This is a genomic window from Halorarum sp. SLYT50 (assembly GCF_059821265.1).
Genome location: NZ_CM187555.1, coordinates 1675058 through 1688716 on the forward strand (window position 1 = coordinate 1675058; position 13659 = coordinate 1688716).

12 protein-coding genes and 1 tRNA gene are annotated in these 13659 nt (G+C 70.2%); 6 read left to right on the top strand and 7 right to left on the bottom strand.

Annotated features, from left to right (window positions below; genetic code table 11):
• The first annotated feature begins 51 nt into the window (after positions 1-51).
• A tRNA-Gln gene (locus AC6RUA_RS08800) sits at positions 52-124 on the top strand.
• 100 nt (positions 125-224) lie between these two features.
• Here the strand turns inward: AC6RUA_RS08800 and cgi121 are convergent.
• From cgi121 to pheS, 4 genes are all read right to left on the bottom strand, one after another.
• A complete protein-coding gene (cgi121, locus tag AC6RUA_RS08805) occupies positions 225-725 on the bottom strand; it encodes a KEOPS complex subunit Cgi121 (RefSeq protein ID WP_499812652.1) in 501 nt (166 codons plus the stop codon).
• Positions 722-3004, bottom strand: coding sequence for an ATP-dependent DNA helicase (locus tag AC6RUA_RS08810; protein WP_499812653.1), 2283 nt, complete (start codon positions 3002-3004; stop codon positions 722-724). Before AC6RUA_RS08810 ends, cgi121 begins: the two co-directional genes overlap by 4 nt.
• 158 nt (positions 3005-3162) lie before the next feature.
• Positions 3163-4947 (bottom strand): phenylalanine--tRNA ligase subunit beta, encoded by a 1785-nt coding sequence (gene pheT / locus AC6RUA_RS08815; RefSeq protein ID WP_499812654.1) that lies wholly within the window; start codon positions 4945-4947, stop codon positions 3163-3165.
• Positions 4947-6488, bottom strand: a complete 1542-nt coding sequence (gene pheS, locus AC6RUA_RS08820) for a phenylalanine--tRNA ligase subunit alpha (RefSeq protein WP_499812655.1) — start codon at positions 6486-6488, stop codon at positions 4947-4949. The genes pheT and pheS overlap by 1 nt, the downstream gene beginning before the upstream one ends.
• Before the next feature lie 356 nt (positions 6489-6844).
• Between pheS and AC6RUA_RS08825 the strand changes: the two genes are divergently transcribed.
• From AC6RUA_RS08825 to AC6RUA_RS08835, 3 genes are all read left to right on the top strand, one after another.
• On the top strand, positions 6845-7411 hold the full coding sequence (locus tag AC6RUA_RS08825) for a DUF5518 domain-containing protein (protein ID WP_499812656.1): 567 nt from the start codon (positions 6845-6847) through the stop codon (positions 7409-7411).
• Positions 7412-7720: 309 nt separating this feature from the next.
• Entirely contained in the window at positions 7721-8404 is a 684-nt protein-coding gene (locus AC6RUA_RS08830) for a helix-turn-helix domain-containing protein (RefSeq protein ID WP_499812657.1), read from the top strand.
• 191 nt (positions 8405-8595) lie between these two features.
• Positions 8596-9270 carry a helix-turn-helix domain-containing protein gene (locus tag AC6RUA_RS08835; RefSeq protein ID WP_499812658.1) on the top strand — a complete coding sequence of 225 codons (675 nt, stop codon included), beginning with the start codon at positions 8596-8598 and terminating at the stop codon, positions 9268-9270.
• 12 nt (positions 9271-9282) lie between these two features.
• Here the strand turns inward: AC6RUA_RS08835 and AC6RUA_RS08840 are convergent, their stop codons facing one another.
• Both AC6RUA_RS08840 and AC6RUA_RS08845 read right to left on the bottom strand, forming a co-directional pair.
• Positions 9283-9549: a HalOD1 output domain-containing protein gene (locus AC6RUA_RS08840; protein WP_499812659.1), complete on the bottom strand. Its 267-nt coding sequence runs from the start codon at positions 9547-9549 to the stop codon at positions 9283-9285.
• A gap of 128 nt (positions 9550-9677) precedes the next feature.
• The gene (locus AC6RUA_RS08845; protein ID WP_499812660.1) at positions 9678-10340 is read right to left on the bottom strand and encodes a helix-turn-helix domain-containing protein; all 663 of its coding nucleotides are present in this window, start codon (positions 10338-10340) and stop codon (positions 9678-9680) included.
• A 378-nt stretch (positions 10341-10718) separates the two neighbouring features.
• Here AC6RUA_RS08845 and AC6RUA_RS08850 point away from each other — a divergent pair, with 378 nt between their 5' ends.
• Positions 10719-11090, top strand: a complete 372-nt coding sequence (locus AC6RUA_RS08850) for a hypothetical protein (RefSeq protein WP_499812661.1) — start codon at positions 10719-10721, stop codon at positions 11088-11090.
• A 240-nt stretch (positions 11091-11330) separates the two neighbouring features.
• On the opposite strand, the gene AC6RUA_RS08855 is transcribed toward AC6RUA_RS08850, so the two are convergent.
• The gene (locus AC6RUA_RS08855) at positions 11331-12476 is read right to left on the bottom strand and encodes an NAD(P)/FAD-dependent oxidoreductase (protein WP_499812662.1); all 1146 of its coding nucleotides are present in this window, start codon (positions 12474-12476) and stop codon (positions 11331-11333) included.
• A 139-nt stretch (positions 12477-12615) separates the two neighbouring features.
• On the opposite strand from AC6RUA_RS08855, the gene AC6RUA_RS08860 reads away from it, so the two are divergent.
• Positions 12616-13596: an ornithine cyclodeaminase family protein gene (locus tag AC6RUA_RS08860; protein ID WP_499812663.1), complete on the top strand. Its 981-nt coding sequence runs from the start codon at positions 12616-12618 to the stop codon at positions 13594-13596.
• Positions 13597-13659: the final 63 nt, after the last annotated feature.

The following is a 13659-nucleotide window of genomic DNA, read 5'->3' on the forward strand; positions in this document are numbered from 1 at the left end:
CTTGCCTTCCTGAATCTGGAGCCGTCGACCCGACCCGACGGACGACGTATCAGTCCCATGGGGTAGTGGCCAATCCTGTTGCCTTCTGGGGGCAACGACCCAGGTTCGAATCCTGGTGGGACTACTTCTCCCGTTTCGTCTCGAACCGAATCCTCCTGCTGTCCGCCGGTCTCCAGTCGAAACGAGGGGGTCTGTACGCCGCGCGTCGGACGGAGGCGACCCGCTCACTTCTCAACGTCGAGGAGCGCCACCCGTTCGTGGACGAGGTCCGCGAGCGTCCCCGCCGTCGCGTCGAGTTCCGCGTCGGTCACGCCGAAGAACTCCCGGACCCGCGCCTCGTCGTACGCGCCGAGGGTGTCCGCCAGAGCGAGGAGCGTCCCCACCCGGTCGGCCGCGGCGGCCTCGTCGCTGTCCGCCCCGCTGGCGTCACAGACGACCACGAGCGGGACGTCCCCCTCCGAGACGCCCATCTCCAGCGCCCGGTCGATCTGTCGCCGGCCGGCGGCGTACAGCAGGAGTTCGATCCCTCGGTCGCGCGCGACGTTCTCCCCGCGGTCGATGGCGCGGTCGGCGAGTCCGACCGCGCGGACGAGGTGCGTCCGGTCGACGACGTAGCGCGCGTCGAACGCCTGAACGGTGCAGTCGGTCTCCGCCGCGACGGCGTCCAGGTCGGCGAGGAAGCCGTCCACGTCCTCGACCGTCGCGCGGCCCTCGACGAGTCTCACGAGAAGTCACCGAACGTCGCCTGTCCGCCGTCCTCGTCGCCGTCCGCCCCGACGGCGGCCGCGGACGCCTCCGCGTCCGACCGGACGCCCTCCATCGAGGGGTCCTGTCGCCCCACGGCCTCGAGGACGTTCTCGGCGGTCTTCTCGCGTCCCCGGAGCGCGCCGAGCACGACCGACTTGTCCGCCGCGCGCAGGTCGGCGCGAGACTCGACGCCGGCCTCGAACAGTCGGCGCGCGCGCACCCGGCCGACGCCGCGGACGCCCGCGAGGTCGAGCAGTTCCTCGCGGACGCCGTACTCGACGCGCTTCTTCGCCTCGCGGACGGCCACGTTCACGCCCAAATCGAGTTCGCCCGCCAACTGCTCGGCCGCGCCGAGCAGCCACTGGGCCGTCTCGACTTTCCCGCGGATGTCGCCCGGGCCGACGCCGTAGCGGTCGGTGATGCGCCCCTCGTCGAGTTCGCTCGCCCAGTCCTCGAGCAGTTTCGCGGTCTTGAGCGCGGCCAGCCAGTCCTCGAACGCGACGTCCTCGAACTCGGAGGGCGTCGGGCCGAGGAACTCGTCCTCGCGCTCGTAGCAGAGTTCGGTGAACGTCTCCCTGTCCCCCGACTTCAGGTAGAGCTGGTACATGTCGGGGGTGCGCGCGACGAGGTGGTACAGCCCCAGCGGCGTCGGCCGCTCGTCCGCGCCGTGCGTCTCGGTCCACTCGCGCAGGCCGTCGACGATTTCCGCGGCCGACATGGGGTCGAGGTAGAGCCGCGAGACGGTGTGGCCGACGCCCGTCGCGGTGAGCGTGCCGGTCGACTCCTCCAGGAAGTCGTTCCGGTCGAGGTACGCCAGCACGCGGTCGGTCACGTCCGCGAGGCGGGCGTCGTCGTCGGTCTGGCTCGCGTACAGCGTCCGGTCGAGGAAGTCGAGCAGTCCCTCCCGGGAGTTGGCGAACCCCGTGGCGACGGTGGCGAGGATGTGTGTCCGGAGCGCGGGTTCGGCCGCGAGTTTCGACCGGACCGGCTCGGCCTCCGCCCAGACGTAGCGCTCGAACAGTTCCTCCATCGTGTCGCTGTCCTCGGCGAGCAGGACCGCCTCGCCGTACGGGTCGAGGCCCGGCCGGCCGGCCCGACCCATCATCTGGTGGACCTCCAGCGCGTCGAGCGGCTGCATCCCGCCGAACTCGCCGTCGTAGCGCTTCCAGTCGCGGACGACGACCCGCCGGGCGGGGGTGTTCACGCCCGCCGCGAGCGTCGGCGTCGCACAGATGCACTTGACGAGCCGGTCGCGGAACGCGTCCTCGACGAGCGAGCGGTGTTCGGCCGTGAGGCCGGCGTGGTGGAACGCGGCGCCCTCGGCGACGCAGTTCGCCAGCGTCTCGCTCGTGTCGGTGTCCGACACCTCGCGTATCTCGGCCGCGAGTTCCTCGAGGTCGTTTCGCTCGCCCCGCTCGACGCGCGCGCCGGTCACGTCGGCCATCCGCTTGGCGGCCCCCTCGGCGTTCCGCCGGGAGTTGACGAACACGAGCGACGACCCGGCGTTGCCGTCGTCGTCGCGTTCGTCGAGCGCGTCGGCGACGAGCGCCGCCGTCGGCTTCTCCCCCCGCTCGACCGGCACCTCACGCTGGCTCCCGTCGTCGAAGTTGATGGCGTTGCCGTAGTGGACGCCCGTCTTCAGTTCGATGGGTCGCCAGTCCGACTCGACGAGTTCCGCGTCCAGCCAGTCGGCCACCTCGCCGGCGTTGCCGACCGTCGCCGAGAGCGCGACGGTCTGCAGGTCCGGGCTGATGCGCCGGAGTTTCGCCAGCGTCACCTCCAGCGTCGGTCCTCGATGACCGTCGTCGACGAGGTGGACCTCGTCGGCGACGACGCAGGTGAGGTCCTCCACCCACGGCGCGCCGTTGCGCACGAGCGAGTCCACCTTCTCGCTCGTGGCGACGATGATGTCTCGAGAAGCGAGCCACTCGCCGTCGGACTGGTAGTTGCCCGTCGAGACGCCCACGTCGACGCCGAACTCCTCCCAGCGCTCGAACTCGGTCTTCTTCTCGGTGGCGAGCGCGCGCAGCGGGACGATGTACAGCGCCTTCCCGCCGCGCTGGACGGCCGAGAGCATGGCGAGTTCGGCGATCAGCGTCTTCCCCGACGCGGTGGGGACGGCGGCGACGACCGACTCCCCGTCGGCGACGCCGGCCTCGACGGCGGCCTCCTGCGGGGGGTAGAACTCCGCGATACCCTCCGCTTCCAGCCGGTCTGCGACGCCCGGCGGGAGGGTCGTGACGGCGGACGGCTTCATCGAACGGGGATAGTTCGGTTTCGCGGTTTAACCTGTCGGGAACGGGCCGAGTCGGAGCGCGCCCGAACCGCTCGCCGGCCGAGTTCTCACCGCTCGACCCCTTCACTTCCGGTGGAACGTCGTCGAGGGAGGTCCGCGGGCTCGGCCGGTGACGTCGGCTACGCCAGCGCCGAGAGGTCGAACTCGAACGCCGCCACGGGCACCTCCATGTCGTGGTCGACCAGCACTGCCGGGTGGAGTTCGCCGACGACGCCGACGCGCTCCCCGTCGAGTTCGACCGCGGCGGCCCGGCCGGGGATGAAGCTCGGGTGGTCGAGCTCGGGCGTCTCGAGGGCCGCGTCGAAGTCGTCACACACCGCCTGCAGGCGCGCCTTCGCGTCCTCGTAGCTCGCGTCCGTCCGCGCGAGGACGCCCGCGACGTGGTGCGCCTCCGCGACGCGCGTGTTCGCGGCGTCGTCCTCGTGGGCGACGAAGCCGACTTCCGCGAGGTCCTGCGGGTACGAGCGGTGGGTGTTGTTCTCCAGCACCTGCACCAGCGAGGGGAGCAGCCAGGTTCGAAGCTGGGTGTAGTCCTCGCTGTACGGGCTGGTGATTTCGGCCGGTTCGTCCGCGCCGAACGCGCCGCTCCCCTCCTCGAGTCCCATCCGGTCGTAGTTCTCGGCGGCCGAGGTCATGTGGAAGTTGAGCGTGTCCTCGAAGCCGAGGCCGACGAGCGACGTTCTGACCGCTCGCTCCAGCCGCGAGCGCTCGTGTCTCCCGCCGACGGTGCCGACGTCGGGGTAGCGCGGGTCGAGGTCGTTGAAGCCGTACGCCCGGCCGGCGTCGTCGACCAGGTCCAGCGGGTGGAGCACGTCGACGCGGTACGGCGGAATCCGGACCTCGTACTCGGTCGCCTCCTCCCCGAGCGTGTAGCTGGCGTCGAGTCCCGAGCGCTCGAACAGGTCGACGACGTCCTCGCTCTCCAACTCGACGCCGATGACCGTCTCGATGCGTTCGTGCGTCACGGTCTTCCGGTCGGTGTCGAGGTCCGGCCGGACGAGTTCCGGACCGTACTCGTCGGGGTACGTCTCGCCCTCGTACGCCACCTCGACCTCCTCGACGGTGCCGCCGCGGGCGGCGAGGGCGTAACAGAGGATGACGCACATCTTGTCGATGGTCCACTGGTCGGTCCCGGTGAGTTCGATGAACAGGTCCCGCGAGTCGGTCGACACCTCCGTGCGCCGGCCGTTGATGACCGGCGGGAACGAGAACAGCCCGAGTTCGTCGTAGATGGCCGGGTAGCGCTCCAGCCCCTCGACGAGGTCGGCGTACGTCTCGCCGGTGGGGTGCTCCGAGAGCACGTCCCCGGGCGTCATCTCGGCGTCGGAGTCGAGCGGGACGAACCGGTCGCCCTCCGGGTCGACCCCGCGGTACGTGACGGTGTTGGGCGTCCCGCTCAGTCGCGAGGAGGCGTCGTCGAGGTCGCCCGACGGTTCGGTCTCCTCGCGGAGGACCTCGCCTTTCAGCATCGTCATGTCGTGGATGCCGATGGCGCCCTTCGCCCGGCCGCGTCCCATCGTGGCGTGGAGCTTCTCCTGCAACTGGATGAGCGAGTCGAGCGCCGCCTCGTCGAGGTCGAGTCCCCGGACGACCGCGCCGGTGACGAACGGCCGCTCCTCGGGCACGGAGGGGTCGACCTCGATGGTCCAGTCGGCGTCGTTCGCGTCGGGGACGGCGACGCCGCGCGCGTCGCCGTACTGGTAGCGCAGCGAGCGCGCCACGCCCTCGACCGAGAGGCGGTCCAGCCGGTCCGGGGCGAACTCGAACTGCTTCAACCCCTCCTCGGTGTCGCCCTCGTACTCCAGTCCGAGCGCGAACAGGTCCGCCTCGAACTCCTCGTCGGTCTTCTCCTCGTGGCCGGTCAGCCGCCGGAGTTCGTCCGTGTCGACGTCGACGACGGGCATCAGTACGTCACCTCTGCGTTCCGCAGGAACTCCACGTCCGCGAGCGTTCCGTGCAGGTCGCGGATGTCCTCGGTCCCCGTGGTGAGCATCGCCAGCCGTTCGAGCGCCAGCCCCCACGCCATCACGTCGCAGTCGACGCCGAGCGGGTCCAGCACCTCCTCGCGGAACAGCCCCGAGTTGCCGATCTCGATCAGTTCGTCCGTCTCGGGGTGGCGGCCGAACAACTCGAACGACGGCTCCGTGTACGGGTTGTAGTGGGGCTTGAACTCGACGTCCGTGATGCCGAACTGGCGGTAGAACTCCTCGAACGTGCCCATCAGGTCCCGGACCGAGAGGTCCTCGGCCATCACCCACCCCTCTATCTGGAAGAACTCTAACAGGTGGGTCGCGTCGAGCGTGTCGTTGCGGTACGACTTCTCGACGGAGAAGTAGCGCTGGGGGGGCTCCAGGTCGACGCCGGCGGCCCCCGAGAGGTAGCGCATCGACACCGACGTGGTGTGCCCGCGCAGCGCCACCGCCCGGGCGAACTCCTCGCTCCACGGCGAGTGGTAGCCGTCGCCGTCCTCGCCGACGCCCTCGCGGTGGGCGCGCTCGACCCGTTCCACGAGGTCCTCGGGCAGGTCCTCGACGGGCGGGACGTCGAGCGCGAAGCGGTCCCAGTGGGTCCGCGCCGGGTGGTCCTGGGGCATGAACAGGCAGTCGTTTATCCAGAAGTCCGCGTCCGCGTGGGGACCCTCCATCTCCTGGAAGCCCATGCCGACGAGCACGTCCTTCACGCGCTCTGCGGCCTGCCGCAGGACGTGGACCCGCCCGCCCTCCACCTCGGGCGCGTCGGCCTCGACGTTGTACTCCGCGAACTCGACGTCCTCCCACTCGCCGGAGGTCAGCAGGTCGGGCGTGAGGCGGTCGACCGTCTCCGCCGCCTCGACGCCCTCCATCAGGGCGGTCACGCCCTCGTCGGTGAGCGTAATCGACCGCAGGGTCCGCTCGTCGCGCTCGACGAGTCCCCGGCGGTCGAGTTGCGAGAGGGTGTCGTCGTCGCCGTCGGCGGTCGCGTCGTGGTCGTCCTCGCTCTCCTCGCCGTCTGCCTCGGCCGCGAGCGCGGCGAGCGCGGCGGCCTCCGGGTCGTCGTCGGGGTCGGCGTCCGGGTCGGCCGACAGGTCGCCCGAGTCGATGGTCCCGTACCCCTTGCGGGCGTAGTTCGAGAGCGCGATGTCCACCGCGGGGCCGTCGAGACCGGACGCGCCGACCACCTCCCCCATCGGGACGGGCGCGTCGGCCGCGCCGGCGTCGAGGGCGGCGCGGTAGAGGCGTGCCTCGGGGAGTCCGTCGGCGGCGTACGCGCGCCCCTCGTCGGTGAGCGTCGCGGACGACGCGACGCGCTCGTCGACGGCGACGAGCCCCGCGTCGCGGAGGTCGAACGCGGCGCGGGTGGCGGTCTCGGGTTTCAGGTCGGTCTCCTCGGCGAGCTGTTCGACGGTCTTCGCGTCGGTCGCGCTGGCGGCCCGTAGCAGCGCGACCTGGGCGTGTGGGAGTCGCATTTTGGTGTCGTTGTGGGTGGTCCTCGGTTAGTCGTTCCGTTACCGTCCCGGACGGGGCGTCGCGCCGGCGTGGGCGGTTTCCGCGCGGTCGGGCGCTCCCGCGCCCGGCCGCGCTCCGCCGCCCTCAGGCGCGGACGAAAAAGGGAAACGGGTCGAACCCGTCGGTCGCCGGTTCGCGCGCTGGCGTCGCCGTGGCGGGTTCGAGCGCCATACTCGCCCTCTCCGCGCGCGCGGGAAAAGCGTTTCTCCCTCCCGCCGCGCCGGCTCGCCGTGCGCGCCCGCCGGCGGGCGACGCCCGCCGAGTCTGCACCGCGACCGACGCACGGCTTATCCCCTCTCGCAGACACTATCCCACCATGGCAGAAGGAGAGACCCTGAAGAACGCCCTCATCGGCGCAGTCGTCTCGCTCGTCCTGTTCTTCCTCCCGTTCTCGCCGACGCTCGGCGGCGCGACGGCGGGCTACCTCCAGCGCGGGGACGGCGCGGAGGGGGCGAAGGTCGGCGCGCTCTCCGGACTCATCGCGGCGATTCCCGGCGCGGTGCTCGGGACGCTCATCGTGAGCCTCTTCGTCGTCGTTGGTCCCGACCAGCCGACCGGTCTGGTCGCCGTCCTCGGCCTGTTCCTCCTCGCGCTGTTGGTCGCGGGACTGTACGGCGTCGCGCTCGGGGCCGTCGGCGGGTTCGTCGGCGCGTACGTCGCGCGGGAGACGGGCGGAGCGAGCGAGGCCCACCTCGCGGACCGCAGCGACGCCGACGGGGTGCGCGCGGACGCGGGCGACCGGAGCGTCGCGCGCGAACGGGAGGAAGAACAGGACGAGTGGTCCGGGGACGCCGGACCCGAGGACTGGGGGGAGGACGACGACGCCTCCCACGAGACGCGACGGGGTGACCGCTCCGACGACGACCGCCGGTTCGGGGAGTGAGAGACGCGAGGCAGTCCCGCCGGTTCTCGTGCCGCCGGCCGGCCGGCGGCACGAGCGCCAGGCTCGGAGCCGGAACCGGGTAACCCCTCCCTGCACGCCCCGTCGGTCGCCGTTCGCGCCTCCCCACGACGCGGACCGACGATGGGGACTGGACCACGGGTCGACCGTCTTCAGTACTTAAACCACATCGATATCACTGCATTCCTTACTTACCAGAACGATTAGTACGTCTCTACGAATGCTGAGCTGTCGGTTCTCGCCGGATGCTGGATTTCGGAATGCGAACGGACGGTCCAATCGCGAGTCACTATGAGCGTCGTCGCCCAATTTCTGATCCCGGCTGAAGAGTTCGCTCTCGGGGAGGTACTGGAGGTGAGGCGGGGAATCGAGGTCCACCTCGAGTCGATGATTCCGACCGGCGACGCGCTGGTTCCCTACTTCTGGGTCCCGACCCGAGACGCCGACATCGTCGAGGAGACGCTTCGCGGGTCGCCGCTCGTCACGGACGTCGAACCCGTCGACCGGGCGGAGGCGGAGACGCTGTTCCGGGTCGAGTGGTCGGCCGAAGTCGACGGGTTCGTCGACATCATCAGGGAGTCGGAAGGAGTGCTTCTGGAGGCGGATGGGCTCGGGGACCAGTGGTCGTTTCGCATCCGGTTCCCGGACCACCAGGACCTTTCGGCGTTCTACCGACGCTCCGTCGACCGCGGACTCTCCCTCGAACTCGTCGAAGTCAACAACCCGTTCGACTCGCCGCGGCGCAGCGAGTTCGGCATCACGGAACCCCAGCGCGAGGCGCTCACGGCGGCGTTCGAGAAGGGGTACTTCGCCGTCCCGCGAGAGATAACGCTCGAAGAACTCGCCGCGGACCTCGGCATCTCCGACACGGCGTTCTCCCAGCGGCTTCGACGCGGGCTGGCCTCGCTCCTCTCTTCGGCCATGCTCCAGCAGTCGACACGGGAGCGAGTGGACGACGAGGAGCACGAGCGGTGACTCCGCTCGATTCGGTCGTATTGGCGTCGTTCTGACAGATTCCCTTCTCGAACCCGACGATTTATACGAAGTTGGCTTCTATAGCAAACAGTCCGACGAATGGCATCGCGAGCCGAGGGTTCGATGGCGGACGCGTGGGGAGAGTCGGTTTCGCCATCGGACGGTACCGTCCCCTCCCCACGTCCCCACCGATGAGCATCTTCGCCGAGTTTTCGCTCCCGGTGACCGCCCTTCCGCCGGCCGGTCGGCTCAGGGCACACGCCGACGCCGTCGTCGAACTGGAGGAGGTCGTCCCCACGGGGGGCGTCACCCACTACTTCTGGGTCATCGACGACGAGTACGACCGACTCGTCGAGGACCTCCGGACCGACCCGTCCGTCGAGTCGGTGACGGTGCTCGACGAACTCGACGACCGGGCACTGGTACGAATCCACTGGACGGACGTGATTCCCATCCTCGAACTCATCGACGAACACGGGGCCATCCTCACCGAGGCGACGGGCACGGGTGAGGGCTGGTCGTTCACGCTCCGGTTCCCGAACCAGAGCGTGCTCTCGGCGTTCTACGGGGCGTGTCGCCGGCGCGGTATCGCACTCAAGCTCCGGAGTATCAACGAGGCGGGCTTCGGCACCCACGACGACGGGTACGAGTTGACGCCGGTACAGCGGGAGACGGTCGTGGCCGCGCTCGAGGCCGGCTACTTCGACGTCCCGAGGCGGACGACCATCGCGCAACTGGCCGACCAGTTGGGCGTCTCCGACCAGGCGGTGTCGGAACGGCTCCGCCGCGGGCTCAGGAAGTTCCTCGCCGGGACACTCCGGGCCCACGAGTCCACCGCCCCGACCGACCCCGAGCGCGACGGCTGAACGGGGAGCGGCTCACTCCGAGTCGCCGTTCTCGTCGGGCAACCGCCGAACGTCGACCGCCTCGTTCGAGTGAACGGTCACCTCGTGCCCGGCGTAGACGAACCTGACGTAGCTCTCCCCGCCGCGCTCCGTCCCGCGTCGGTTCGACCGGAGCAGCGTCTCGAACACGTCCGGGTCGATGGTCTGGTACAGGGGTGGGAGGTCGGTCGCGTCGACCCCCTTCGAACGCCCCACCGCTTCCGCGATGCGCAGACTGACCGGAAGCTGATGTCGTCGCATGAGAGTGCTCCGTGGTACCCGGTACCGCTCTACGAGTATAAATGTAGTTTCGATACCACTGCCAACTCCCCCTCTATTATTACAGCGTCGTTGGCGAACGGTAATCCCGAACCGGCGGGATGAGCCGCTCAGTCGGCCTCGTCGTCCGTCCCGGGGAGGGTCGCTGTGAGGAGCGTCGCGACGCCGCGCCGGATGCGCTGTGACGCCGCGGTGTCCGAGACGCCGAGTTCCGCCGCCAGGTCGGTGAGGTTGGTTCGACGGGGGACGTCGAAGTACCCCCGTTCGAGGGCGGTCCGGAGCGTCTCGCGTTGCGTGTCGGTGATGTCGAGTCCGATGTCGACTTCCGTCGCCGCTCCGGGATTGTAGACCCTCGTGAAGTCGAGCGTGATGCCCTCTCGGGCACACTGGCGATAGAAGGCGGTGAGCGAGTCGTGACTGACGAACCGGAGTTGAAACGTCCAGCCGGCGGCACTCCCGGTCGCTTCGAGGATGACGGCGTCCGTCGCGGCCATCGCGTCGAGGAGACCGTCGAGGTCCTCCTCCCACTCCACCCGGATGAGCGCCTCCCCGTCCACCGTGTCCACGACCCGGAACGACTCGATGTCGGCCTCCGCGCGCAGCGCGGCTTCGATCTTCTCGACGGAGCCGTTCTCCGCCCAGAAGTAGGGAACGAACGTCGACCCCAGCGGGATGACGCGTTCGAGTCTGACCTCGATGCCGGGGTTCGTGGAGAGCGCTCCCCCCAGCGTGAAGTCGGCGGCCGCGACATCCAGTGTGGCAATGACGCTCATCCGGTTCTCCGTGGGGACGTACGCGCTCTATACTAAAGTACCATCGACAATCATGGGGGCTGATTATATAAGAGTGGTTCGATGTCGAGGCAGTTGACGTACTCACCGCGGCTGCTCGAGCCGTGCCGCCCGCGTCGGTCGACGTGTGCGCGGACTCGTCGCGTTCGACCCCGCCGGTCGCGAACGGGCGACGACCGGCGGTCCGTTCGAACGGGGTTGCTTCTCGGAAGGAGTCGGTCGAATCCTCGCCGTCGCTCGTGTGGCACACCGCGGCCGCTTCGACCCGCGCGGGCCCCGGGGGGCCCGCGTCACCCGTCCCGGGCGTTCGGACACACCGCTGACGAGCGATTACACCCAGCCGTCGGGGAGTTCGTCTCGGTGGTCGTCGACGAGACGGAGGAGCGAACCGACCTCGCCGAAGTTCGGTCCGCGTCGGAAGGTGAGCGCATCCCGGTTCCACTCGACGTACCCCGCCTCGCCGAGTTTCGGGAGGTGCCTGTGGTACAGTTCGATTGTGAGGGGCTCGATGTCTTCGTCCTCGCGCGCGAGGTCCGCCACGGAGAACCACTCTCCGCCGTCGGCCGTACCTACACCGACACGGAGGAGAACCCGACGCCGGTACGGGTGTCCGAGTGCGTCCAGCGCGCGGTCCACGGGTCGGGGGTCGCCATCCTCGGTCATCGCCACATCTCACCGCCTACACTCGATACCATGCTCGGCAGGTTCGATATGGATGCCATAACGATATAAATCCGCGTCATTACGGTGCGACGGCCCGGTGCGGGGAGTCGCGTGTGACGATAGCAGTGTGGCGTCTCGTCGCGGCACTCGCGCGTTCCGAACTCGACGGAAATCCGAGCCCGCTGAACCCATGGGTGTCAGCACCATCCTCTTCCGAGAAAGGTGACTGCTTCCTTAGTGGTGGTTTTGGTGGCAGAAATCACACACGTAGACTGACATCTCTTGACTCCCCGACGCACAGTGTCGTGTCTACGCGACGTTCCGTTCGACGAGCGCGTCCCCGCGGTGGAAGCGGCCGCGGTCGAGCCCCGACACGTCCACGAGCGACGCCTCGCCGTCGAGGACCAACTCGGCGACGACCCGTCCCGTCGCGGGCGCGTGCTGGAAGCCGTGCCCCGAGAACCCCGCCGCCGTGACCACGCCCGGCACCGACTCCTCGACGACGGGGTGGTGGTCGGGCGTGACCGCGTACAGCCCGGCCCAGCCGCCGGCCAGCCCCGACTCCGGACCGAAGTAGTCCGCGAGTTCGCCGACCCGTTCGACCGCCTCGACGCTCCAGTCGAGGTCCGGCCGCTCGGAGAACCGGGCGGGGTCGGCCACCCGTTCGGGCGAGTCGAACTCCCCGCCGACGAGCGCGCGGCCGTCCCGCTCGGGTCGGAAGTGCGCCGTCGTGTCGATGTCGATGACGAGCGGGTCGTCCGCCGGGACCGGCCGTTCGGGTTCCACGACGGCCACCTGCCGGCGGTGGGCCTCGATGGGGAGGTCGTAGCCGGCCATCGCGGCCAGTTGCGGCGCCCACGCGCCCGTCGCGTTCACGAGGAACTCCGCGTCGAACCGCTCGTCGGGCGTCTCCACTCCGACCGTCCCGCCGCTCGTCTCCACGCCGACGACGGGCGTGTTCGTCAGTACCTCGACGCCGGCCTCGCGGGCCGCGGCCGCGTACCCCTGGAGCGCGAGGTGGGGGTCGGCGAAGCTGTCCGCCGGCGAGTACGTCCCCGCGCGGAACGCCTCGGGGCGGAGCCCCTCGCAGTGTTCGGCGGCCTCCGCGGGCGTCACCACGCGACTCGGGACGCCCCGCTCGTTCTGCATCGCCACCTGCTCTTCGAACGCGGCCGCGGTGTCCGCCTCGCGCGTGAGAAAGAGGTAGCCCGTCCGCCGGCGCTCGATGTCGGTCCCGAACCGCTCCTCGAACGCGTCCCACGTGTCGAGGCTGGCCTGCGAGAGGTCGACGTTCACGGGCGTCGAGTACTGCGAGCGGATGCCGCCCACCGCGCGGTCGGTGCTCCCGCTCCCGAGACTCGCGCGCTCGCAGAGCGTCACGTCCGCGCCCCGGGACGCGAGTTCGTACGCGCTCGCGACCCCGACGATGCCGCCGCCCGCGACCACCACGTCCATGCGCGTTCCTCGCCAACGGATACCAAAGAGCTTGTCCCGCGTCGTCCGACGCTCCGGGTCGGCCTCGCGGCGTGCCGACGGCCCGGCTTCGCCCCCGAGGGGGGAAACTGCCAACACGGCGCGCGGGCTACCCCGTCGTATGCACACCCTCTCGGACGACGACGTGGCCGGTCTGCTCTCGCTGCCCGACCTGCTGCCGGTCGTGGAGACGGCGTTCCTGAAGCAGGGACGCGGCGAGGTGGAACGACCCGACCGCCCCCACTTCCCGGTCGGGGAGGGACTCGACGGGCGTGAGGACCCGGCGGGGACGGGGCTGGCGATGCCCGCGTACGTCCACGGCGCGCACGCGTACGCGACGAAACTCGCGTCGGTCCACCCCGACAACCCCGAGCGGGGGCTGCCGACGCTCCACGCCCAACTCGTGCTCACCGACGCCGCGACGGGCGACCCGCTCGCGCTGTTCGCCGCCGAGCGGCTCACGAACGCCCGGACGGGCTGTATCGGCGGGCTGGCCGCTCGCGAGTTGGCGGTCGGCGACGGTCCGGTGACGGTCGGGGTGCTCGGCGCGGGTGCACAGGCGCGCTGGCAGACCCGTGCCATCGACGTGGCCCGCGGTGTCGAGACCGCCCGCGTCTACTCGCCAACACCCGACTCGCGGGCGGCGTGTGCGGCCGACCTCGGGGATGAGGGTATCGACGCGGAAGCGGTCGACTCGCCCGCGGACGCCGTGGCCGACGCGGACGTGGTCGTGACCGCGACCACCAGCGACGACCCAGTGTTCGACGGCGACGCGCTCGCGCCCGGGACGCTCGTCGTCGCCGTCGGCGCGTACACCGCGGCGGCGCGCGAACTCGACCGGCGGACGTTCGAGCGCGCCGCCCGCGTCTTCGCGGACGTGCCAGAGGAGGTGGCCGACATCGGCGACGTCGTGGAGAACGGCGTCGACCCCGGCCGACTGCTCCCGCTCTCGGCGGTGTTCGAGGGCGAAGCGGGGCGCGAACGGGACGACGAGATACTCGTGGTGGAGAGCGTCGGGTCGGCGGTGCTGGACGCGGCCGCCGGCGTCCACCTGTACGACGCCGCCGTCGAGGCGGACGTCGGGGGCGACGCGCGGCTCTGAGGTTCGCGTCCTCGGAGGGGACTGATTCGAGCACCGAGGGTCCGGCGGCTCGACCCTGCCGGT

Excerpts from the sequence above, each read along its gene's own strand:
- AC6RUA_RS08810 (WP_499812653.1), bottom strand. The coding sequence starts at position 3,004 with ATGAAGCCGTCCGCCGTCACGACCCTCCCGCCGGGCGTCGCAGACCGG.
- AC6RUA_RS08840 (WP_499812659.1), bottom strand. The coding sequence starts at position 9,549 with ATGCGACGACATCAGCTTCCGGTCAGTCTGCGCATCGCGGAAGCGGTG.
- AC6RUA_RS08855 (WP_499812662.1), bottom strand. The coding sequence starts at position 12,476 with ATGGACGTGGTGGTCGCGGGCGGCGGCATCGTCGGGGTCGCGAGCGCG.
- pheS (WP_499812655.1), bottom strand. The coding sequence starts at position 6,488 with ATGCGACTCCCACACGCCCAGGTCGCGCTGCTACGGGCCGCCAGCGCG.
- AC6RUA_RS08860 (WP_499812663.1), top strand. The coding sequence starts at position 12,616 with ATGCACACCCTCTCGGACGACGACGTGGCCGGTCTGCTCTCGCTGCCC.
- AC6RUA_RS08830 (WP_499812657.1), top strand. The coding sequence starts at position 7,721 with ATGAGCGTCGTCGCCCAATTTCTGATCCCGGCTGAAGAGTTCGCTCTC.
- AC6RUA_RS08825 (WP_499812656.1), top strand. The coding sequence starts at position 6,845 with ATGGCAGAAGGAGAGACCCTGAAGAACGCCCTCATCGGCGCAGTCGTC.
- AC6RUA_RS08835 (WP_499812658.1), top strand. The coding sequence starts at position 8,596 with ATGAGCATCTTCGCCGAGTTTTCGCTCCCGGTGACCGCCCTTCCGCCG.
- AC6RUA_RS08845 (WP_499812660.1), bottom strand. The coding sequence starts at position 10,340 with ATGAGCGTCATTGCCACACTGGATGTCGCGGCCGCCGACTTCACGCTG.
- pheT (WP_499812654.1), bottom strand. The coding sequence starts at position 4,947 with ATGCCCGTCGTCGACGTCGACACGGACGAACTCCGGCGGCTGACCGGC.